This is a genomic window from Dolomitihabitans soli (assembly GCF_022213955.1).
GTDB classification, from domain to species: Bacteria; Actinomycetota; Actinomycetes; order Streptosporangiales; family Streptosporangiaceae; genus Streptosporangium_A; species Streptosporangium_A soli.
The window spans coordinates 51,965-74,260 of record NZ_JAKNTW010000020.1 but is presented as its reverse complement, the minus strand read 5'-3'; the positions used below and the strand labels follow the sequence as shown (position 1 = coordinate 74,260).

Genomic DNA, 22,296 nt, shown 5'->3' with positions numbered 1-22,296 from the left:
CTCCCTAGGAGGCTCAGTTGAGAGCACCCCTCCTCGCGGCCCTCGCCGCGGCCACGTTGACGATCACCGCCTGCGGCGGCTCAGGCGCAGGCGAGGGCAAGGTACGGCTCCGCATGATCGAGAGCCTGACCAGCCCCGACCGGACGAAGCTGATCAAAAGCCTGATCGCCGACTTCGAGCAGGCGAACCCGAAGGTCGAGGTGGAGCTGATCTCGCCGCCGCTCGACAGCGCGGACCAGAAGATCACCCAAATCCTGCAGACCAAGAAGAACCTGGACGTTCTCGAAGTCCGCGACCTGACGGCCAAGTCCTTCGTCAACAACGGGTGGCTGTCCGAGCTGCCCACGAAGGACTGGGCCGGTTGGAACGGCCTGACCGAGCTGGCGCGGAAGAAGGCCGTCGAGGTCGGCGGCAAGCCGTACCTCGTCCCGTACGGCTTCTACCAGCGGACCCTGTTCTACCGCACCGACGTGGGCATGAGCGCGGCGCCGAAGACCTGGCAGGAGCTGTACGAGGCGGGTAAGAGGATGTCGACCGGCGGCAAGTTCGGCTACTCGTTCAGGGGCGGCAAGGGCGGAGCCGACTACGCCATCCTGATGATCAGCGCCTACAACGGCGACACCGTGAATCCCGAAAAATCATTCTTTCTCAAGGACAAGCGGACCATCTTCTCGACTCCCGAGGCCGCCCAGGCGCTCGACCTCTTCGTCAAGATCTTCAAGGAGGCGTCGCCGCCCGACTCGGTGTCCTGGGGCTATCCCGAGATGGTGCAGGGATTCACCTCCGGCATCACCGGCATGCTCATCCAGGACCCCGAGGTGATCAAGACGGTCGAGGAGAGCGGCCTGAAGAACTGGTCCACCGCGCCCCTCCCCAAGGGCCCCACCGGGTACGCCTACCAGCCGGTCGGCTACGCAGGCTGGGGCGTCACCTCCTTCACCGAGCACAAGGCGGAGGCGGTCAAGCTGGTGGAGTTCCTCTCGGACGCCCGGCAGAGCATCCGCTTCGCCAAGGACAACTCCCTGATGCCGATCTCCCAGCAGGCGCAGAGCGACCCGCAGTTCTCCGGCGGCGCGTGGAAGGCGTATCTGGAGGCGCAGCAGGACCCCAAGCAGGTCATCACGATCCGGCCGACCGACTATCCCGGTTTCAGCCAGTTCCAGGTCGACTCCGACCGTGACACCCAGGCCCTCATCACCGGCAAGAAGACGGCGGCCGAGGTGCTGAAGTCCTGGGACGCCTTCTGGACGGACCAGGCCAAGAAGGTGTCGTGACCAGACCCGCGTTCACCCCCCGCAGGGCTGGGTTCATCGCCCTCTGCCTGCTCCCCGGCGTGGTCTTCGTCATGCTCTTCACGTACTACCCGATGGTGCGCGGCGCCGTCATCGCGTTCCAGCGCTACAACCTGTTCGACCTGACCTCGACGCCGTTCGTGGGCCTGGAGAACTTCCGCGCGGTGCTGGCCGAGGACAGGTTCTGGACGGCGCTGCGCAACACCGGCACCTGGGTCGGGGCCTCGCTGTTCTTCCAGTTCGTCCTTGGCTTCGGGCTGGCCCTGATCCTGCGGCGGAACTTCCGCGGCCGCGGCCTCTACCAGGCGTGGGTGTTCTTCCCGTGGGCGATGTCGGGTTTCCTGATCGGGCTGCTGTGGCGGTGGATGTTCAACGGCCAGTTCGGCGTGATCAACGACCTGCTGCTCAAGACCGGGATCATCGAGGAGCCCATCGGCTTCCTCGCCTCGCCCGGCTGGGCGATGACCTCGGTGATCGTGGCGAACGTCTGGTACGGCGTGACCTTCTTCGCCATCATGATCCTCGCCGCCCTGCAGGGGGTGCCGCGCGAACTGTACGAGGCGGCCGGGGTGGACGGGGCGTCGCGCCTGCGGCAGTTCTGGCACGTGACGCTGCCGCACATCAGGCCGATGCTGGCGCTGATCGTGCTGCTGCGCGTCATCTGGATCCTGAACTTCCCCGACCTCATCTACTCGATGACCGGCGGAGGGCCCGCGGGGAGCACCGACATCGTCACCACCTTCCTCATCCAGCAGGTCATCGGTGGCGACTACGGCAAGGCCGGAGCGGTCGGCCTGCTCGTGCTGGCGCTGCTGCTGGCGTTCAGCATCTTCTACCTCAACGTGACGAGGTCCGATGAGACGACTCGCTAAGACCGTGGTGCTCACGGTGTGGCTGTTGATCACACTGTTCCCGCTCTACTGGATCGTCGTCACCTCGCTGAAGCCGAAGGCCGAGATCTTCTCGGTGCCGCTGCGCTACTGGCCGGCCAACGTGACGTTCGAGCACTACGAGGAACTGTTCTCGTTCGCCGACTTCGACGTCTACCTGCTCAACTCGCTCATGGTGTCGCTGGTCTCGGCCGCGATCGTGACGGTGATCGGGGTGCTCGGCGGGTACGTGCTCGCCCGGTTCTCCTTCGCCGGGCGCGGCGCGGTCATGATGGCGTTCCTGGTCACCCAGATGATCCCGCTGTTCATCGCACTCGGGCCGCTGTACCTGATGATGTCCGACCTCGACCTGCTCAACCGGCTGGCCGGGCTGATGCTGGTCTACGTGGCCATGCTGGTGCCGTTCGCGACGATCATCATGCGCGGCTTCTACGAGCGGATCCCGGTCGCCCTTGAGGAGGCCGCGCAGGTCGACGGAGCCTCCAGGCTGGTGGCGATGGTCCGCGTGGTCATCCCGGTCATGCTGCCCGGTATCGCCGCGACGTTCATCTTCGGCTTCGTCCAGGTGTGGAATGAGCTGTTCCTGGCCATCACCTTCATCGACAGCGAGGACGCCAAGACCATCCCCGTCGCCATGAACTCCTTCATCACCCAGTACGACATCGACTGGGGCCAGATGGCCGCGGCCACGGTGGTGTCGGTCGTCCCGACCCTGGTCCTGTTCGCGGCGATCCGCCGCTACATCGTCGAGGGCCTGACCGCCGGCGCGGTCAAGGGCTGACCCAGGATGCCGAGGACCATGAGTGCGAATCAGCCCGTACCTATCGGGCGATCAGCAGCTCGCCCGATGGAAGGTGTTGTAGAGGGGGTTACCGGGGATGCACGCCGGCGCCCCCGGGGCGCTCTGATCGATCGGGTGGGTGAACCACCAGGTCATGCCGAGCGCGAGGAGCAGGGCGGCGAGGGTGACGGCCGCGGTCGCCGGACGGTTCTGGCGCCAGGCCGGTCCCGACAGCGCGACGGCGGCCACGATCAGGGCCACCCCGGCGACGGCTCCGGCGGAGATCTCCAGCAGGCTGCCGACGTCGGACGGTGGCTCGCCGACGGTGAGGGTGTTGGACAGGATCTCCCCGGTCAGGTAGACCCACTCGGTAGTGATCAGCAGGGCGACGACGACGGTGCGCCACCGGGTGGCGGGCACCTGCGGCCACAGGGCGATCAGGGCCGCCATCGCCCCGAGCGTGACCAGCAGGGTCGAGCCGGCGAGCATCGGATCCAGCCAGTCGGTGATCGGCATGCGCCCGTCTCGGGCCCTGACCGCGGTGAAGCCGAGCCAGGCCGCGGCGAAGACCAGGCCCAGGATCAGCGAGTATCCGAGCACACGCGGCGGCCGCGCGGGGGTGCCGACGATGGGGGAGACGCTCACAAGCCCTCCAGCAATAGTGAGGTGCGCGCGCACCTGATTTTCTCCTTGCTACTGTGGTGCGCGCTCACCTCACTTGTCAATCCGGGGAGATCACCAATGGCTCCACCCGCACGCCAGCGCATCCTCGACGCCGCCGCCCGGCTGCTGCGCGAACGCGGCCTGGCCAGGCTCACCACCCGCGAGATCGCCCAGGCCGCGGACGCCGCCGAGGGCAGCATCACCAAAAACTTCGGCGGCAAGATCGGCCTGCTGATCGCGCTGCTGTCGCAGGAACTGCCGGAGCTGCGGGCCTGGCAGAAGGCCGCCACCCCGCCCGGACAGCGGCCGATGCGCACCGTGCTCGTCGATCTGCTGGAGCGCGGCATCGCCTTCTACACGGCGTCACTGCCGCTGGTGGCCGGGGCCGCCGCCGACCAGGACCTGTTCGCCGCCTACCAGGCGACCAACCGCAAGCACGGCACCGGCCCCCACCTGGCGCTCGACCAGATGGCCCGCTATCTGGCCGAGTGCCAAAAGGCCGGTGAGCTGCCGCGCGGCGCCGAGCCGTACACGCTCGCCCTCACCCTGTGCGGCACCGCACAGTTCGAGGCGTACACCGAATACGTCTCAGGCCCCGGCGCCCTGCAGGGCGAGCGCGCTGACCGGCTGGCCGCCTCAGCCGACCTGATCCTCGGCCAGCCGAAAGCCTGACCAGGAGAGCCGCAGCGTGACCCACGGGATCTCGTCACCCTCCAGCAGGTACCGCTCGACCTCGACGAAGGCTTGATTTCTACTGGGGTGAACGAATCATCCGCTTCCATCATCTAATCCCCACATGGGAAAGGGACGGAGGCTCAGATGAACACGACGCGGGAGAGCAGAGGGCGGTCGGGCACCGCCCGGCGAATGGCCGCGGTGCTGGCGGTCGCCTGTATGACACTGGCCGGCTTCGGCGGGACCGCCACCGCGACCACCGCGACCACCGCGGACGCCGCGGGCGTGCGTATCCCTGACGGGTTCCTGCTGTACGAGGGCAAGGTGACCAGGAAGAAGGCCGAGAAGAAGTACGGCCGGCTGTCCTGGAAGGTCAGCGACCGGCGGAGCGTGCCGCTGCTGATCGATCCCTGCGACGTGCGGAAGCGGACGGACCGGGGCCGGGTCGCGGCGCGGACCGTGTACGGCGAGGTCGTGGGCTGGGACGGCGTCTACTCGGAGCAGCTGATCGTCTACCGGGACGAGCCCGCCGCCCGTGTGGCGATCGACGGCCTGCGGTCACAACTGCGCAAATGCGCCGTGCGGGACGTGGGCGACGGCGCGAAGTTCACCCACCGCACCAGACGCGCGCACATCGGTGAGGAGGCGTTCCTGGTCAAGGGCTTCTACGTCGCCTCGGGCATGACGGGCACCGTGACGCGGCAGGGCAGGGCGGTGGCGATCTACACCTTCCCCGGCTATCCGCAGGGTTGGCGGGAATCGGACTTCGGCGGCCCCCAGGCACGGAAGATGGCTGGGAAACTGGCCGCTGAGCTCTTCGCGCGTTAGATCGGCCGCCGGGGCGCGGAAGCGGATGACGGGGGTGCGAAGCGGGTCGCGGGGGCGCCTGGTGGGTCCGGATCCGGGCTCGGCGGGTTGATCGGCGAGCAGGGCCGGCCGGGGGAGTGTTCCCCGGCCGGCCCTGCGGGATTACCTGTAGGTGATGTCGGAGGAGGAGTAGAGGCAGTTGACGCCGTCGGCGCCGGAGCCGATCTTCTCCGGTTCGCTGCCCTTGGGCACGCCCTTGTACTTCTCGCAGATGGTGGCGCTGCCGTACACGGTGATCCGGGAGAAGCGGGCGGTGTCGCCCCAGTTGGTGTTGATGCCGGCCAGGACCTTGGTGGATCGGGCGGTGACGCCGTCCATCACCACATGGCGCTGGTAGGAGCTGGAGCAGTTGCCGCAGGCGCGGTAGAGCTTGCCGGAGCCGTGCACCTGGAAGTTGCGGATGGTCAGTTTGCCCGCGCCGTTGTGCTGGAACACCTTGTCCGAGCCGGACTTGGCGCCGCCGCCGTCGACCAGGTAGGTGGCCGAGGAGCTGGAGCTCTTGAACGTGGCGGCGTCCTCGCCCACGTCGTTCCACCAGACGTTGCGGATGGTGCAGGAGCCTTCGCAGTGGATGCCGTCGCCGGCCGGCGCGTCGAGGATGACGTTCTGGATCGTCCCGCCGTTGGCGACGACGAACATGGGGTCCTGGCTTTCGCCCTGGCCGCCGTCGCCGATGCCGTAGTAGCGCTTCATGCCGCCGTCGAAGAAGGTGCCGGCGTTCCGGGTGGTGGGGGTGTGCACATTGCCCGTCGACGAGGGCCACGGGCCGCTGCCGTCGCCGCCGGAGGAGCCGCCGCTGCCGACCTTCACCAGGCTCCATTGCTGGTTGTGGCCGTCAAGGTCGGTGTACTGGGAGACCCGGGAGCCGTTGGCGGTGGCCCACTCCCAGGTCTCCAAGGCCATGCCGCTGTTGCGGTTGATCAGGCGGACGTGTCCGCCCTCGGAGTCGGCGAGGCGGAACTGCTGGTTGTTGCCGTTGAGGTCGGCCCACTGCACGACGTTGGCTCCGCCCGCGGTCGACCACTCGTAGATGTCGAGCACCTTGCCGCTGTGGCGCGACTTGAGCCGGTAGTAGCCGCCGCCCGAGTCGACGAACTGCCACTGCTGCTGGTTGCCGTCGTTGCGGGCCCACTGCACGATGGCCGCCCCGTCGTTGGTCTGGAAGTCGTAGAGGTCCAGCGCGTTGCCGCTGTGCCGGTTGACCAGCACGTACCAGGCGGAGGTGTCCACCGACGCCGCGTGGGCCGGGCCGGTCATCACCGTGCCGGCCACCACGGTGCCGGTCATGGCCAGGACCATCGTGGCCACGGCGACGAACAGACGCCGCCAGCCACGCCGGGGCCCGCGCGGCGGACTGCCCGAGAGACGAGATTCGAATGCCACGATGTCACTGCTCCCATCAGAGAGGTACGGCGCCGGGGAGGGGCGCCCCGCGTTCTTGAACAGGACGGCATGGACGATGGACGTCTGCCGTCGGAAGCCGGTCGTTGTGTGGATTCGTTCTCGACCGGCTCCAGCAGAGGTTCACCCACCGCCGTATCAAGCGTCAATAGTTTGATTTATAAACCAACATAAAGACGTGAAAAGCGATGGCGGACACCCACGCTGCCGGCCGTCGGGGTAGGCGGGAATCGCGGCAGGTCATGCTTTCGTTCGCCTGGTGGGACCTTCATCGCACCCGCTCGGTTTCCCGCCTTTCCGGCAGGCCGGTCGCGGTATGAAATTTTCATGAGGCTCCGCCGGCCGTACCTCTGGCGTCAACTGGTCGATATGGGCGTCCGGCCAGGTGGGAGCGGGTCTCCTGCCTGGTGGGGATGGGGTCGGGGCCGCTCGCCGATGGAGTACTTGACGCCGGACGCTTCACGAAACGCGCCTGATGCGGTAAGTAACAGTGACTGCGGAAAGCGTTTTCCAAGCGGAGGTGAATCGGGCAGGACAAATCACATCGGACGCTGTGAACATATCCGCTGCGCCCATTGATTCAGCATGCCCCGCCTTGCTCGGGATTTCTCGGGGAATTCTCGGGAGAAGAGTTACCCGGCAGGCGACTTCTGACTGAACATTTGTGGCTGAACGTCGCCCGAATGGCAGCACGAGCGTCGGAAGAGATCGGCCGTGCCACCCGCTCCGCGTCCGTCCCCCACCGGAAAGGCAAGCACATGACTCGCCTGGAGCACTATCCGCCGCGCCTGGGAAGGGCGCTGGCGACCGCCTTCGCCGCCGTGCTGGTCGCCGTCACACCGCACGCCACCACCGTCCAGGCGGAAGCCGCCGTGCCGCAGGCCGTACCGCTCGCCGCGGCGCCGATCGGCTTCGCCTCCGTCAACGCCCTCGGCCAGAACGGGACCACCGGCGGCGCGGCCGGGCGGACCGTCACCGCGACGAACGCGGCGCAGTTCCTCGGCTACATCGACAGCCTGGAGCCGCTGGTCATCCAGGTGGCGGGCAGGATCGAGATCAGCAGCAAACAGGGCGTTCGCCCGAACAAGACCATCGTCGGCGTCGGCTCCTCCGGCCACATCACCGGCGGCGGCCTGGACTTCTACCGGTCCTACAACGTGATCGTGCGCAACCTTCGCTTCACGGCGGCGGAGGACGACGCCGTCAACGTCGGCCAGCAGTCGCACCACATCTGGATCGACCACAACACCTTCTCCGGCGCGGTGGACGGCTCGATCGACGTCGTGCGCGGCGCCGACTACGTCACCGTCTCGTGGAACCACTTCGACCACGCCGACAAGAGCATGCTGATCAGCCACTCCGACGGCGCGGCCTCGACCGACGTCGGCCACCTGAAGGTGACCCTGCACCACAACTTCTTCGACCACAGCCGTCAGCGCCATCCGCGCATCCGCTTCGGCGAGCCGGTGCACGTCTTCAACAACTACTTCCTGTCCAACGAGTTGTACGGCGTGGCCTCGACGGAGAACGCCGGAGCCGTGGTCGAGGGCAACTACTTCGAGAACGTCCCGCACCCGCTCATCTCGGCCAGCGGTTACGCCGACAGCGGTCCCGGCCGTGCGGTCCAGCGCAACAACATCCTGGTGAACTCGGGCACGCCGGAGACGGCCGGCACCGTCGTCGAACCGCGCACCTACTACGCCTACACGGTCGACGCCCCGGCGGGTGTCCCGGCCGCGGTGCGCGCGGGCGCGGGAGCGGGCAAGGTCACGGTGGCCGGGCTCCAGCCCGGTGCCGGCGGTTGACGGCGACGACACCGCACGGGGACGGCGGAACGCCCGCCGGACATGATCCGGCGGGCCGTCGGCCCGGCCCGCCTGGGACCGTCAGCACCGTGCGCGGTTCGTATGGCTTACCGGGCGTGCAGGGCGTCGGCGGTGACCGTGCCTTCCAGGTGGGCGACCGGTCCTTGGTAGAGGATCTCGCCGCCGTGTCTACCGGGCCCGGGGCCGAGGTCGATGACCCAGTCCGCGTGCCGGATGACGTCGAGGTTGTGTTCGATGACGACAACGGTATGGCCCTGGTCGACGAGTTGGTCGAGTACGCCGAGCAGGGCCGCGATGTCGCGCGGATGCAGGCCCGTGGTGGGTTCGTCGAGCACATAGAGGGCTGGTTCGGCGGTGTCGCGCAGTTCCTTGGCTATCTTGACGCGCTGGCACTCACCGCCGGAGAGCGTCGGTAGCGGCTGGCCGAGGTGCAGGTAACCGAGTCCGACATGTTCGAGGTGCTGCAGCGCCATGCGGATCTTCTTGTCGGACAGCCGGCCGATGGCGTCGCTGATGGTCAGGTCGTCGATGTCCGCGATGGACAGGCCGTTGACTCGATGGCGGAGCACCTCGCCGGTGAAGCGTCGCCCCTGGCAGGTCTCGCAAACGGTTTCCTGGCCGTCCATGAAGGCCAGGTCGGTGTAGATGACGCCCAAACCATTGCAGTGCGGGCAGCCGCCTTCGGAGTTGGCGCTGAACCAGCCGGCGGGCAGGCCGCTGTGTTTGGCGAAGAGGTTGCGGACAGGGGTAGCGATGCCGGTGTAGGTGATCGGGGTGGAGCGCCGGTTGGTGCTGACCGCCCTCTGGTCGATCACGACCGCACTGTGCTGTGAGACCAGCTCCGTGGCGAGGCTGGACTTGCCCGACCCCGCGACGCCGGTGAGCACGGTGAGGACTTCGGCGGGGATGTCGACGGTCAGATTCTTGAGGTTGTTGCGGGTGGCGTTCGTCACCGTGATCGCGCCGGTGGCCGCTCGCGGGTTCGCGGGGATCGACGTCCGCGTGGTGAGAGCGGTGGAGGTCGCCGTGCGCGCGGTCTTGAGCTGGTCGAAGGTGCCTTGGAAGACCAGTTCGCCGCCGTCTGCGCCGGCGGCGGGTCCGATCTCGATTATCTGGTCGGCGATGGCCATGACGGCGGGGTCGTGCTCGACGACGAGGACGGTGTTGCCCTGGTCGCGGAGCTGCCGCAGCAGGGTGGTCATCGATACGACATCGTGCGGGTGGAGGCCCACGGTGGGTTCGTCGAAGATGTAGAGCATTTCGATGAGGCTGCTGCCCAGGTGCTTGACCGTCTTGATCCGCTGCGACTCCCCGCCGGACAGGCTGGTGGTGGCGCGGCCGAGGTGGAGGTAGCCGAGCCCCATCGTGACCATGGCTCCGAGCCTGTCCCCGAGGGCGGCCGCGATGGGCGCGACAGCGGGGTCGGCCACGCGCTCGACCAGGCCGGCCAGCTCGGTGATCTCCATGCGGGCCAGCTCACCGATGGTGTGCCCGAGGACGGTGGCGGTACGGCCGGCCTCGTTGAGCCGGTCGCCGTGGCACTCAGGACAGAGCTCGGACCGGGTGAACCGGGCGATGGCCTCCTGCTTGCGATCGGACAGATTGTCGGACGTGTGCAGGTAGACGCGTTCGAACCGCTCCACGACGCCCTCGTAGTCCTTGGGCGGCTTGGCGCCCAGGCGCGTTGCGTGCTCACCGCCGTAGAGCAGGGCCTCGCGCTCCGCCTCGGTCCAGTCCCGGAGCGGGGTGTCCGCCGCGAAACTGCCGATATCGGCGTACTGGGCGTACCAGTAGCCGCCGTTGCCGAACCCGGGAAGCAGGATCGCCCCCTGGGCGAGCGACTTGTCCAGGTCCAGGAACCGGTCTACGGCACTCACCACGACCTCGCCGAGCCCGGAGCAGGCCGGGCACATGCCGGCGGGGTCGTTGAACGAGAAGTGGTTCGACTCGCCGACGTGCGGTGAGCCGACGCGAGAGAACAGCAGCCGCAGGTAGGTCCAGGCGTCGGTGATGGTGCCGACCGTGGACCGGGCGTTCCCGCCGAGCCTGCGCTGGTCGATCACCACTACCGGCGACAGTCCCTTGATCTCGTCCACCTCGGGGCGCGTCCATTTCGGCAGTCGATTGCGGGCGAACGGGGGGAATGTCTCGTTCAGCTGGTGCCCGGCCTCTGCCGCGATCGTGTCGAACACGAGCGATGACTTGCCCGACCCTGACACGCCCGCGAACACGACGAGCTCGCCGCGAGGGATGTCCACGTTCATGGCCTTCAAATTGTTGGTCCGGACACCCCGGATACGGATCGTTCGACTCTGCATGCCGGCAACGCTATGAACAGATGCGGTCAGAAGATGACCGCAATACTTGTGAGACTGGAGGCATGGCGGACGTCACCCAGCGCATCCTCGCCCTGCTCACCACCCTCCAGTCCGGACGGGCGTTCACCGGCGACGAACTCGCCGTACGGCTCGGCGTCAGCCCCCGGACCCTGCGCCGCGACATCGACCGTCTCCGCGGCTACGGCTACCCCGTCGAGACCCAGCCAGGTCCTGGCGGCTACTACCGGCTCACCGCGGGTACCGCCATGCCACCGCTCGTGCTCGACGACGACGAGGCGATCGCGACCCTCCTCGGGCTGGCCACCCTCGCCGCCACCGGCAGCGCCGCCGAGGGAAGCGTGGACGAGGCTGCGACCCGCGCTTACGGCAAGGTCGACCAGTACCTCCCGAAGCGCCTCCGGCACCGCGCCACCCAGCTCCGCGCGAGCCTGGAGACCAGTGCCTCGCTCGGCCCGAGTACCAGCGCCGACGACCTGGCGACCCTGGCCGACGCCATCCAGCGCCGCCTGGTCGTCACTTTCGACTACCGAGGCAAGGACGGCTCAGGCTCGTCCCGCCGGGTCGAACCCCACCGCCAGATTCACCACCATTTGCGGTGGTACGTGCTCGCCTGGGACACCCACAAGGGCGACTGGCGCGTCTTCCGTGTGGACCGCCTCTCCCGCCTCCAGGTGTCGACGACCACCTACACGCCAAGGCCGTTGCCCGCCGAGACCGCGCTGGACTACCTCCGGCAAGGACTGAACCGGCCCCGCGAGCGGGTCGTGCTCACCGTCGACGCGCCCCTCCCGGCGGTCGCCGACGCCTTCAAGTACCAAGATGCCGAACTCGCCGCCCGTGGCGACCGCCGTACCGAGGTGGTCCTGACGCTAGACACCTGGGAATGGCTGCTCCCGAGCCTCGCCTTCGTGGACGCCGACTTCACCATCCGGGAACCGTCCGGCTTTCGAACTGCTTCCCAGGCGTTCGGTGCACGCCTCCTCGATCGCGAGTGAGAACGCCGCCCCGCGCAACCGGTGACGCGAACGCATCGGCGCCCTGCCGTCGGGCCGTCAGCGCCGCACCACCGGCGGTACATCCGGGCCTCGTACGTGAGCCGGATGCCGGATGGGGTACGCCTGTCCGCGACGCCGCCCGCTGATGTACCACGATGGAGCCTTCGGGGTGCTCGCACCGCATCCCGCCGACGACCCGAGGAGCTTCTGATGGCGATCATCATGCCCGAGGACCCGTTCCACCGGCGGTTGCACCACATCGCGCCCGCCGGGCTCACCTCCGAGACCGCGCAGACCGGTGGGATGCACCGGCGTGCGGCGATCAGCGGCACGTCGGTGGGGTCGCGACGGCTGTGGATGGGGCAGACCCACGTCGCGCCGGCGACCTCGTCGGCCAACCACCACCATGGCGAGTCCGAGACGGCGATCTACGTCGTCAGCGGCACACCCTCGTTCGTGTTCCTCGACGTGGACGCCGGGGAGCCGCACGAGGTGCGCGTCGACACCAAGCCCGGCGACTACATCTTCGTGCCGCCCTACGTGCCGCATCGTGAGGAGAATCCCGACCCCGACGTGGAGGCGGTCGTGGTGATCGCCCGCAGCACCCAGGACGCGATCGTGGTCAACCTGAAGGATCTGAGCTGGGGGACGATCACCGGGTGATGGCGCCGACGAGCAGCGGCCCGTCGAGGACGCCGGGCGTGAACGGCACACCAGTGATCTTGGCGGCCAGAGCGAACATCCGCGCGATCCCGTTCTCGTAGCGGTCGTTCCACTCCGCCTCGTCATCCGAGGTCTCAGGAGACAAGCCGGTTTCACGCATGAGGGCGTTGAGCCGATCCGGGTCCCCGCCCCACCGGTGCTCCGGCAACTCCGGCGTGAAGCCGGTGACGATCTCGCCGTCGATCGCGTACACGAAGCCGTGCTCCGCGTAGTCGTGCCGCCCGGCGGCCACCACCTCACACCCCTGGGACAGCCCGGTCACCGTCGTGACCAGCGTCGCCTCCCAGCCCCACAGCTCGACGGCCACGCTCCACCCGCCGGTCTGGACGACCCCGACGTATCCGCCGCCCTTGCCGCCGCCGGTCTCCTGGACGAACTCGTTGGCCTCCGCACCGAGCCGGTCGAAGGTCATCTCGCGTCCCGGAGGCTCGCCGGGGCCGAAGCGGCCCAGCACCTCGCCGGGATCGAGCCCGCGGAAGAAGGACACGCAGAAGATGTCGCCGAGCAGATCGTCCTGGTCTCCCGATGCGGCTTCCAGCCAGCGGAACGGGGCGAGGGGATCGGTCACCGTGACCTCCTTGATCGTTTCGCGCCATGGTGGCAGACGGCGCCGACAAAAGCCGGGCGCCCGGCCGCGACCACGGGTGACGCCCTCTGACGAACCGGCGCCCGTCGCCGCCGTCGCGCTGGTCGGCGCGTCGGGTTGACGCGTTCGGCGGTGGTCAGTGAGTGGGAGCCTCGCCGGTCGGCAGGTTGACGTGTCTGACGGAGGGCGGTGGTCAGTGAGCGAGAGCCTCGCCGGTCGGCGCGGCGGGCTGACACGTCTGGTGAAGGGTGGTCGTCAGCGGGCGGGGAACGCCTCCGGCCAGAGACGCTCAGGAAGACGGCCGTGTTGCCAGACACGTTCCGCCGCGGCGGCGCCCGGGGCGGCGGCGGCGGACGCGGCGGCGGAAGCGGCATAAGTCGCGGCATGTACGGCGTGCGTGGCGACGTGGGCGGTGGCGGCGGCGTGACCGGTCGCACGCGCGGCGGCGCGGGCGGCTCCGTGATCGGCTTCGCGGGCGGCCGCGTGGGCGGCGAACGCCGCCGTGCGGGCCTCCCGGACCGCTATCTCGCCACGCGCCCAGGCACGTCCCGCCTCGACGGCGTTCCGCGGCCGGTCGTCGCCCGGGTACCGCTCCTCGAAGCGGGCGAGGACATGCTCGGCGCAGTCGGCGGCCCAGAGTGCCAATAACCGATGATCCGCCTTGTCGAGCCCCATCTCTCTCCCCTCTCGCGACACGGCCTGGAGACCCAAATGTATGACGCGGGGCGAGCCGGTGAGTTCGACGCGCCAGGCGTTGGTCTCCCTCCGGTCCGAATCGCCGGAGCCGCGCCGTACCGGCCCCGCCATGGCGGACGCATCACCGACGCACGCCTACGTGCATTCCTCCGCGCTCGACCCGGTTCCCGGGTGTCTGGCCGCTCGCCTCCGGAGTCGACCTGCGGGCCGAGCTGACGGCCCCCCGTGCGGTCCCCGCGACACGCCGCCGCCGCGCTCCGGCACCCCAAGAACGCCGGGTGCGCGGTCCTGCCGGTCCGCCACAGGGCGTACGGCTGGCCGCCGGCTCGGAAACGTCCTCCATGGCAGCTTGTTATAACCTATGACCTCGACTGATCCATTGCGAATTGTCGCGTTTCCCACCTTCGGGTGATGATCAGGTCGATTGGCCTCTGAAGTACGTTCCCGTGGGGGAGTCCTGCGGAAAGACGCACGGAAGGGAGCGGAGGCGTGTAGGTTATAACCGTGCCTACAGGATGGGGACGGCGATGAGCGACCTGGCGGCTGAGCCCTACTCCACCAAAGCGGATTACGCCTACCTCCGGGTCAAGCGACTCGTCCTGTCCGGAGAGCTGGCGCCGGGGTCCGTCATCGCGCAGGCGAGGCTGGCCGGGGAGATCGGCATCAGCACCACTCCGCTGCGGGAGGCGCTGCGCCGTCTCAAGAGCGAAGGTCTGGTCGAACTGGACGCGCATCGCGACGCCCGCGTGGCTCCGCTGGCCGCGGAGGAGGCGCGCGACCTGCTGGAGATGCGACGCTCTCTCGACCCGCTGGCCGTCGCGCTGGCGGCCGAGCGGCGGACCAAGGCCGACATCGCCGCCATGCGCGCCGCGGCCGAAGGGCTCGAACTGCTGCGGGGCGACCCGGCCTACGCCGAACTCGTCGCCCATCGCCGGTTCCACGCCGCGCTCTACAACGCCTCCCACAACGACCTGCTCATCACGACGCTCGACGGCCTCTGGGACAAGGCCGACCGGTATCGCCGGCTCGCCCTGGAGACTCCGCAGGGAAGGCCGGCGCGCGACCGGAAGACGGCCGAGCACGAAGCGCTGCTCGAATACGTGATCGCGGGCGACAGCGAGGCCGCCGCCGACGTCATGCGCCGGCACATCGACACCAGCCTGGGCGCCCAGGCCGCCAGGCGGCTCCGCAGACACCTCACCACCGATGAGCGCGCCGCCGATGAGTCCGTCACTGATGAGCGCGCCGCCGGGCGTGCCATCGACGAGCCCGCTGCCGATGAGTGTGCCGTCGACGAGCCCGTCACCGACGGGCGCGTCACCGAGGTGGGCGTGGGCGCCGTCGAGTCTCAAGAGGCTGGACCGTCAAGGGGCGACGCCAGATGAGAGTTCTCTCATTCGGCGCTCACGATGGCCCAACCGCACACGCAGAGAGTAGAGGTCATCCGGGCGCAAGCGCGGGCGACACCCAGGAGGCGCAGATGGGTCAGGTTGTACGGGTGCTCCTAGTCGCCATCGCGGTCTCGTTCGGTCTGACCGCCGGCGTGACGCTCGCGACGCAGAGCGCCCAGGCGGCGTCGCTGCCCGGCGTCGCGCACGTCGCCGACGCGGACGACGATGATGACGATGACGATGACGACCGCCGGCATGCCGGTGTGGGCAGGTCGTCGAGAGGCGTCGACAACGGCCGCCGCGCGGACCCCAGCACCGGTCGCGCTTCCCGAAAGGATGCCGGCCGGGCGGTGGCCACGCCCCGGGCCGGTCGCCGGGCGGATGCCGGTGACGCGGCCGTCTCGCCCCGCGGAAGCCGTATGGACGGCAGGAGGGCGGCGGTCGTCAAGCGTGGTGAGAGCCGTGCGGACGTCGGCGGCACAGGCGTTCCCCCGCGCGGTGACGGCCGTGCGAACGGCTGGACGACGGTCGTCTCCCCCCGTGGTGATAGCCGCGCCGACACCGGCAGGACGGGCGTTTCGCCCCGTGACGAGAGCCGCGCGGTCACCGGCGGGACGGGTGTCACACCCCGTGAGAGCCGCGCGGACGTCGGCGGGACGGGTGCCACACCCCGTGGCGAGAGCCGTGCGGACGGGGAACGGGCGGTTGGCGCCCCCCAGGCCGAGGGTCGTGCGGACACCGGGAAGACGGTCGTCACGCCCCATGGGGAAAGTCGTGCGGACACCGGGAACCTCGGTCTCCGGCCCGGAGACGACGACCGCGCCGCCGATCCCGTGAAGGCCGGTTCCCGGCTCGACGCCGCCGGGGAGCGCGGCGTCGGCAACCTGGGGTCGGTGGTGATGATCGCCCTGGTGGGTACGAGCGCCATCGTGGCGGGTGCGTTCTGGTACACCCGCAAGCTCGGTCCGATCACCTGATCGGGCTGGGCCGAGTCAGGATCCGCGCGGCCTCGGGCGAGGAGCGGCCTCGGGCGAGGAGCGGGCTCGGGGACGGCGGGCGGCGCCACGGTGGACGGCGTGAACGTTTCATCCGTGGCAGCTGCCGCATCCGGTGGCCGTCGCGACGGTTTCAGCAGGTACGGGGCCAGGTCGCGGCCGGTCAGCGGCAGGGTCCTCGGGGTGCCCGCCGTACGGGCACGCCTGGGTCGGACGGGTCGGTCTTTCGCACGCGACCGCGTTCTTCTAATGTTCGGGACCGCTCCCATCCCAAGGCGGTCCCATGAAGGTCGTGCTGTCCCCACGCCGCTGGTCGGCGGTGCTCTGCCTCCTGCTGCTGATCACCACCCTTCAGACGCCGGCCGTCGCCGGCGCCGAGGCCCTCGTCTACGAGGCGGAGACCGGCGCGCTCAACGGTGTGCAGGTGGAGTCGGCCACCCCCGGCTACTCCGGTACGGGCTACGTCGGCGGATTCGACGCCGCCGACGACAGCGTGACCATCACGATCTCGGACAGTCCCGGTGGCCTCTACGACCTCACCGTCCGGTACAGCGCGCCGTTCGGCACCAAGAACGCCAATCTGCGGCTCAACGACGCCGGGCTCGGCGAGGTCACGCTGCCGGAGACCGCCTCCTTCGCCTCGGCGGGCGCGGGCAAGGTGCTGCTCAAGGCCGGCGACAACACGATCACCGTGGTGAACGGCTGGGGCTGGTACCACATCGACGCCATCAGCCTCACCCCCGTGCCGCCCCCGCCCCCGCACCAGGTGACCGGCGAGCTGAACAACCCGGACGCCACGGCGGAGGCCAAGGGCCTGATGCGCTACCTGGCGGCGCACTACGGCAAGGACCTGATCTCCGGCCAGCAGGACATGGCCAGCATCCAGTGGGTGGAGGACAACGTCGGCAGTGTGCCGGCGATCGCCGGCCTGGACATGATGGACTACTCGCCCAGCCGGGTGGAACGCGGAACCACCTCCCGCGAGACGGACAACGCCCTCGCCTGGGACCGCAGGGGCGGAATGGTCACCTTCGTCTGGCACTGGAACGCCCCCAGCGGCCTCATCGACCAGCCGGGCAAGGAATGGTGGCGCGGTTTCTACACCGAGGCGACCACCTTCGACCTGGCCGCCGCGCTGGCGGACACCGGGTCAGCCGACTACGCGTTGCTCATCCGCGACATCGACGCCATCGCCGTCCAGTTGAAGCGGCTCCAGGACGCGGGCGTGCCGGTGCTGTGGCGGCCGCTGCACGAGGCCGAGGGCGGCTGGTTCTGGTGGGGAGCCAAGGGAGCCGGTCCGGCCAAGGAGCTCTACCGCCTGATGTACGAGCGGCTGACCGGCCACCACCACCTGAACAACCTCGTCTGGGTGTGGAACTCGGTCTCGCCCGACTGGTACCCCGGAGACGACGTGGTCGACGTGCTCAGCGTCGACTCCTATCCTCCGCAGGGTGACCACGGGCCGGTGAGCGGGCCGTACGAGCGGCTCGTCGCGCTGGGGCAGGACCGCAAGCCGGTCGCGCTGGGGGAGGTGGGCTCGATTCCCGACCCCGAGCTGACGCGGGCCTACCACGCCGACTGGAGCTTCTTCGTGACCTGGTCGGGCGGGTTCATCAGCGACGGCGTCAGCAACTCGCTGCCGTTCCTGAAGAAGGTCTACACCGACCCGCACGTGATCACGCTTGACGAACTGGGCGACTTCAAGGGGTACGGCTCCGGCTGCGTCGCGACCTTCCGCGCGACCACCACCTGGGGGCAGGGCTTCCTCGGCGAGGTCACCGTGAAGAACACCGATGCGGACGCGTCGACCGAATGGACCGTCGGGTGGACGTTGCCGGACGGCCAGTCCGTCGTCAGCCACTGGAACGCCGACCTCTCCGTCGCCGACGGCCGGGTGACCGCGGCGAACGCCGCCTGGAACGGCTCGCTCAGGGCCGGCGCCTCGACCACCTTCGGCTTCCTCGGGCGCGGCGCCGCGACCCCGCCCACCCGACTGACCTGCACAGCCGACTGAGTTGCACAGCCGACTGAGTTGCACAGCCGACTGAGTTGCACAGCCGACTGAGTTGCACAGCCGACTGACCTGCCCAACCCGGCTTACCTGCCCACCCGGCTGACCAACACGATCGGCTGACCAGCTGGTGGCCGGTGCGGCCCCGCCGCGGATCACTCGCGCGGCGGGGTCAAGACCGCCCGTCGGTCAGCTGAGCCTCTCTTGTACGGCGAGCCACTCCGACGCGACCAACGCGTTGCCCGCCGCGGTCGTGTGGATGCCGTCCGTGGTCCAGGTGGCCGCGCCCGATCGCGCGGCGGCGTCGCTCATCGCCTGGTCGAGGCCCACCAGAGCGGCGTCGAACTCCTTCGCCAATGCCCGGATGACCTCGATCTTCGGGTCCAGGTCCTCCCGCCAGGACGCGAGCACGCCGCCCATCGGCAGCAGGTACGGCTCGGCGAGGATCAGTCGGGCCCCGGTGCCGGCGCGTGCCCGGTCCAGGATCTCGCGTAGGTCGGCCGTGAATCGCCCCACGGTGACCGGGTCGTCGCTGTCATAGCGCCGCCAGGTGTCGTTGATCCCGATCTGCACGGTGAGCACGTCCGGCGCGAGGTCCAGGCAGTCGCGGTGCCACCGCTCCGCCAGGTCTCTCACGCGGTCGCCTCCGATGCCGCGATTGATCACCTTGACGGGCCCGTCGTTTTGCAGCGCGTGCGCGACCAGGCGTACCCAGCCGTTTCCGAGGTCGTCCGGGCGGGTGCGGTCGCGACCGCATGCGGTGAGGCTGTCGCCGATGAACAGCATGGTCGTTTCGCTCATGATCGCACCAGTATGGTGGCCGCCGAGAAGCCCTTCGACCGCGACGGGGACCATTCCGCTGAAGATGACGGGCGGCTCATGCCGTACTTGCCGCCGAGTGGTACCCGCGCCTGGCCCAGGAGTGCGGCCCGGCCGGCGGACGGCGTCGCCGTGCGGCCACCCGCGTTCCCCGTCGTCGGAGAGCGGGACGAGGGCACCCACCCGGCCGCCGAGCGATATTCGGCAATCATGAACAATGTATGGATTATCCCCCTGCCCAGGAGATTCGTATGACCATCGCCGTGTACCCCGTGACCGACCCTGTCGCAGAGCACGCCGAGGGGCCCGTGTGGTCCAGCCGCTGGGGCGGGCTCCGCTGGGTCGACATGCTGGCCGGCGACCTGCTGGCGCTCGACGCCGACGGGACGGTTCGCCGCCGGCACGTCGGGGCCGTCGCGGCCGTCACCCGCCCGCGCGTCAACGGCGGGTTCCTGGTCGCCGCCGAGCGCGAGATCCTGCTGGCCGACTCCGACGAACTGGACGCGCCGCTGCGCTCGCTGGGCGAGGCGTGGACCGATCCGTCGATCCGGATGAACGAGGGCGGCTGCGACCCCGCCGGCCGCTTCTACATCGGGACCATGGGCTACGACGCGGGCGCCGGCCGCGGCTCGCTCTACCGTGTCGAACCCGGTGGCGAGCTGCGCGAGGTGCTGCCCGAGGTCACGGTCTCCAACGGGTTCGACTTCAGTCCCGACGGCGGGCTCGCCTACTACGCGGACACCGCCACCGGCCGGGTCGACGTCTTCGACCACGACAGCGAGGGACGGCTGACCGGGCGCCGGCCGTTCGCGGTCGTGGATCCGGAGCGGGGCGCGCCCGACGGGCTGACGGTCGACGCCGAGGGCGGCGTGTGGGTGGCGCTGTGGGAAGGCTCCGCGGTGCACCGCTACACCCCGGACGGCCGGCTCGACGCGGTGGTCCCGCTGCCGGTGCGCAAGGTCACCGCCGTCGCCTTCGGCGGTGCGGGGCTCGACCGGTTGTACATCACGACGTCGGCCCTCGGCACCGACCGGGCCGAGCAGCCGGACGCGGGCGCCGTCTTCGCGGCGGACCCGGGAGTGACCGGCCGCCCGGTCCAGCCGAGTACCCTCTGAGGCCGCGCGACACACCGAGGGCGACCATGCCGTTCACATTTCCACCGCGCCGGATGTGACGCCGCGGTAGAACCAGCGCTGAGCCAGAAAGAACACAGAAGATCGCCGACGGCGGCGGTTCGAGGGCCACCGCCGTCCATGCTCGGAGCCACCGCTCAACGTCGGCGCGCGGCGCGTCTCGCCGCTCAACGTCGGCGCGGACGGCGCGCGGCGCGTCTCACTGCTGGCCCGGACGGCGGGCCGGGGTGGGGGCGGGGCCGGCCGTGCCGTCGGCGAACCGGCCGGGCCGGAAGGTGCTGAGGAGCGGCGACTTCTCGCCGTACACCTCCCTCGCCACCTCCTCCATCAGCAGCGGAGCCAGCGTGACGCCGCTGTGGGTGGCCACCACGTAGACCCGTGACCCGGGATCCGCGAAGCCGGCCACCGTGAGCCCGTCGCCGGGCATCGCGCGCTGGCCCACGACGGCGCGCTCGACCGCCGCGCCCTCGGTGGCGCGCAGCACGCCGGGCAGCCGGCCCATGATCTGACCGAGGATCCCGGCCGGCACGTCGGCCGCGGGGTCGGCGTGGTCGTCGAGGTCGAGCGACTGCAGCAGCACCCGCCCGCCGCCGTCCGGGCGCAGGTTGAGCCCGGCGGTGGTGAGCACCCGGGACAGCCGGGCGGGCAACGGCGTGGTGGTGACCAGGAACCCGTTGGTGACCTTGCCGGAGACCGCCGGGTCCAGCATCGGGACGTCCAGCCCGGCCATCGCCGCGACCCCCTGGGTCCAGCGTCCCGCGCAGGTGACGACCACGTCACCGGTGAACTCGCGCCCGTCGGCCAGGGTCACGGTCGCGCCCGACGCCGTGGCGTCGACGGCGGTCACCTCGGCGCCGCACTCGACCGTGGCGCCGCGGTCCCGCGCCTCGCCGAGCAGCCGCCCGAGCAGCCGGTGCGCCTGCACGTAGGCCTCGCCGGGGAAGAACACGTACTCCGTGCCGGTGGGCGGCGGCACCAGATCGGGCTCCAGGGCCATCGCCCGCCGGGCGGTCACCCGCTCCACGGCGTACCCCATGCCGATCAGCCGCCCCACCCGAGCCTCCAGCTGCTCCTTGTGCTCGTCGCTCACCGCGTACTCAAGGTTGCCGGTGGGGAAGAACCAGTCGCCGGGCAACTGGTGGTGTGCCCACACGGCGGCCTGGTTCAGGTCGAAGTACGCCTGGGGGGTCTTGTTGTTGGCGTTGATCCACGCGACCGACGTGGACGTCGTGCCGGCCCCTGGCGTACGCGCCTCCAAGACCGTGACCTGCGCGCCGCGCCGGGTGAGTCCGGCCGCGACCGCGGATCCGACCACCCCCGCACCGATGACGACGACTCGCACAACTGACTCCTTTCGCTCCGCTCGCGCGGCTGTGGATGAGGACGGCGACCGGCCCGCGTGCGCGGCGCCGTCAGCGGTTCTGCTCGGTGTCGGCGCCGAACAGCTTGGCCACGCCGACGAAACGTTCGATCACGACGACCGCGACCGCGGCGAACAGCACCATCAGGGTTCCGATGGCGGTGACCGTGGGGTCGTAGTCGTACTGCATGTAGTTGAAGATCCGGACGGGCAGCGTCTGCAGGTCGGTGGTGACCACGAACAGCGCCACGGTGAGGTCGTCGAAGGACGTGATGAAGGCGAAGAAGGCGCCACCGATCAGCGGCCCCCGTACGGCGGGCAGCGTCACGTGCCAGAACACCAGGAAGGGCGCGGCGCCGAGCCCGGCGGCGGCCTTCTCGGCCGAGCGGTCCAGGCCCGCGAGCCCGGCGAGCACCAGCCGCACGGTGTACGGGACCGTGAGCACGAGGTGGGCGAGCAGCAGCGTGAACGGGCTTGAGGCCAGCCCCATCTGCGCGAACCACTGCAGCAGCCCGATGCCGAGGACGATCGTGGGCACCGCGAACGCGCTGGCCAGCACCCCTTCCAGGGCGGCCCGGCCGGGGAACCGGTACCGGTGGATGGCCAGCCCGCAGGCCAGCCCCACCACCGCGGACACCGCCGCCGCGGCCAGCGCCACACCGACGCTCAGCACGAACGAGGACAGGAACTCCTCCTTGCGGAACACCTCCGCGTACCAGCGCAGCGTGAACCCCTGCGGCGGGAACGTCACGTACCGGGTGGTGGTGAGCGAGGAGGCCACGGTGACCAGCACCGGCGCGATCAGGAACAGCCCGACGAGGCACGCGAACCCGGTGCCGAGCAGACGGATCAT

At 69.7% G+C, this 22,296-nt stretch carries 19 protein-coding genes and 1 pseudogene; 12 read left to right on the top strand and 8 right to left on the bottom strand.

The window, feature by feature from the left end; all coding sequences use genetic code 11:
- Positions 1–17: 17 nt before the first annotated feature.
- Genes MBA17_RS32025 through MBA17_RS32015 form a run of 3 tightly spaced genes read left to right on the top strand, consistent with a single transcriptional unit; the run spans position 18 to position 2,963 of the window.
- Positions 18–1,274: an ABC transporter substrate-binding protein gene (locus tag MBA17_RS32025; protein WP_238500480.1), complete on the top strand. Its 1,257-nt coding sequence runs from the start codon at positions 18–20 to the stop codon at positions 1,272–1,274.
- Entirely contained in the window at positions 1,271–2,164 is an 894-nt protein-coding gene (locus MBA17_RS32020; protein WP_238500479.1) for a carbohydrate ABC transporter permease, read from the top strand. The genes MBA17_RS32025 and MBA17_RS32020 overlap by 4 nt, the downstream gene beginning before the upstream one ends.
- Positions 2,148–2,963, top strand: a complete 816-nt coding sequence (locus MBA17_RS32015) for a carbohydrate ABC transporter permease (RefSeq protein ID WP_238500478.1) — start codon at positions 2,148–2,150, stop codon at positions 2,961–2,963. Before MBA17_RS32020 ends, MBA17_RS32015 begins: the two co-directional genes overlap by 17 nt.
- A gap of 51 nt (positions 2,964–3,014) precedes the next feature.
- Here MBA17_RS32015 and MBA17_RS32010 read toward each other — a convergent pair whose 3' ends face one another.
- Positions 3,015–3,608 (bottom strand): hypothetical protein, encoded by a 594-nt coding sequence (locus MBA17_RS32010; RefSeq protein WP_238500477.1) that lies wholly within the window; start codon positions 3,606–3,608, stop codon positions 3,015–3,017.
- Between the two features lie 96 nt (positions 3,609–3,704).
- On the opposite strand from MBA17_RS32010, the gene MBA17_RS32005 reads away from it, so the two are divergent.
- Together MBA17_RS32005 and MBA17_RS32000 are read left to right on the top strand one after the other, a co-directional pair.
- Positions 3,705–4,298 (top strand): TetR/AcrR family transcriptional regulator, encoded by a 594-nt coding sequence (locus MBA17_RS32005; protein ID WP_238500476.1) that lies wholly within the window; start codon positions 3,705–3,707, stop codon positions 4,296–4,298.
- Between the two features lie 147 nt (positions 4,299–4,445).
- On the top strand, positions 4,446–5,129 hold the full coding sequence (locus MBA17_RS32000) for a hypothetical protein (RefSeq protein ID WP_238500475.1): 684 nt from the start codon (positions 4,446–4,448) through the stop codon (positions 5,127–5,129).
- 141 nt (positions 5,130–5,270) lie between these two features.
- On the opposite strand, the gene MBA17_RS31995 is transcribed toward MBA17_RS32000, so the two are convergent.
- Positions 5,271–6,551: a pectate lyase gene (locus MBA17_RS31995; protein WP_238500474.1), complete on the bottom strand. Its 1,281-nt coding sequence runs from the start codon at positions 6,549–6,551 to the stop codon at positions 5,271–5,273.
- 701 nt (positions 6,552–7,252) lie between these two features.
- On the opposite strand from MBA17_RS31995, the gene MBA17_RS31990 reads away from it, so the two are divergent.
- Entirely contained in the window at positions 7,253–8,374 is a 1,122-nt protein-coding gene (locus tag MBA17_RS31990) for a pectate lyase family protein (protein WP_238500473.1), read from the top strand.
- Positions 8,375–8,481: 107 nt separating this feature from the next.
- Here MBA17_RS31990 and MBA17_RS31985 read toward each other — a convergent pair whose 3' ends face one another.
- A complete protein-coding gene (locus tag MBA17_RS31985) occupies positions 8,482–10,713 on the bottom strand; it encodes an ATP-binding cassette domain-containing protein (RefSeq protein WP_238500472.1) in 2,232 nt (743 codons plus the stop codon).
- Between the two features lie 62 nt (positions 10,714–10,775).
- Here MBA17_RS31985 and MBA17_RS31980 point away from each other — a divergent pair, with 62 nt between their 5' ends.
- Together MBA17_RS31980 and MBA17_RS31975 are read left to right on the top strand one after the other, a co-directional pair.
- Entirely contained in the window at positions 10,776–11,729 is a 954-nt protein-coding gene (locus tag MBA17_RS31980; RefSeq protein ID WP_238500471.1) for a helix-turn-helix transcriptional regulator, read from the top strand.
- A 210-nt stretch (positions 11,730–11,939) separates the two neighbouring features.
- A complete protein-coding gene (locus tag MBA17_RS31975; RefSeq protein WP_238500470.1) occupies positions 11,940–12,392 on the top strand; it encodes a cupin domain-containing protein in 453 nt (150 codons plus the stop codon).
- On the opposite strand, the gene MBA17_RS31970 is transcribed toward MBA17_RS31975, so the two are convergent.
- A complete protein-coding gene (locus tag MBA17_RS31970) occupies positions 12,382–13,020 on the bottom strand; it encodes a DUF6461 domain-containing protein (protein WP_238500469.1) in 639 nt (212 codons plus the stop codon). The genes MBA17_RS31975 and MBA17_RS31970 overlap by 11 nt on opposite strands.
- Before the next feature lie 273 nt (positions 13,021–13,293).
- Entirely contained in the window at positions 13,294–13,713 is a 420-nt protein-coding gene (locus tag MBA17_RS31965) for a putative immunity protein (RefSeq protein WP_455432897.1), read from the bottom strand.
- Between the two features lie 548 nt (positions 13,714–14,261).
- Between MBA17_RS31965 and MBA17_RS31960 the strand changes: the two genes are divergently transcribed.
- From MBA17_RS31960 to MBA17_RS31950, 3 genes are all read left to right on the top strand, one after another.
- Positions 14,262–15,119 (top strand): GntR family transcriptional regulator, encoded by an 858-nt coding sequence (locus tag MBA17_RS31960; protein WP_238500468.1) that lies wholly within the window; start codon positions 14,262–14,264, stop codon positions 15,117–15,119.
- 95 nt (positions 15,120–15,214) lie between these two features.
- Positions 15,215–16,102 carry a hypothetical protein gene (locus tag MBA17_RS31955; RefSeq protein WP_238500467.1) on the top strand — a complete coding sequence of 296 codons (888 nt, stop codon included), beginning with the start codon at positions 15,215–15,217 and terminating at the stop codon, positions 16,100–16,102.
- Between the two features lie 301 nt (positions 16,103–16,403).
- Positions 16,404–18,134, top strand: coding sequence for a glycosyl hydrolase (locus MBA17_RS31950; protein WP_238500466.1), 1,731 nt, complete (start codon positions 16,404–16,406; stop codon positions 18,132–18,134).
- Positions 18,135–18,320: 186 nt separating this feature from the next.
- Here the strand turns inward: MBA17_RS31950 and MBA17_RS31945 are convergent, their stop codons facing one another.
- Positions 18,321–18,932, bottom strand: a complete 612-nt coding sequence (locus MBA17_RS31945; protein WP_238500465.1) for an SGNH/GDSL hydrolase family protein — start codon at positions 18,930–18,932, stop codon at positions 18,321–18,323.
- Positions 18,933–19,201: 269 nt separating this feature from the next.
- Here MBA17_RS31945 and MBA17_RS31940 point away from each other — a divergent pair, with 269 nt between their 5' ends.
- Positions 19,202–20,065 (top strand): SMP-30/gluconolactonase/LRE family protein, encoded by an 864-nt coding sequence (locus tag MBA17_RS31940; RefSeq protein WP_238500464.1) that lies wholly within the window; start codon positions 19,202–19,204, stop codon positions 20,063–20,065.
- A 217-nt stretch (positions 20,066–20,282) separates the two neighbouring features.
- Here the strand turns inward: MBA17_RS31940 and MBA17_RS31935 are convergent.
- Together MBA17_RS31935 and MBA17_RS31925 are read right to left on the bottom strand one after the other, a co-directional pair.
- Positions 20,283–21,485 (bottom strand): annotated as a pseudogene (locus MBA17_RS31935) (NAD(P)/FAD-dependent oxidoreductase); the annotation flags it as partial.
- A gap of 10 nt (positions 21,486–21,495) precedes the next feature.
- Complete coding sequence (locus MBA17_RS31925; RefSeq protein ID WP_238500463.1) at positions 21,496–22,296, bottom strand: ABC transporter permease; 801 nt, start codon at positions 22,294–22,296, stop codon at positions 21,496–21,498.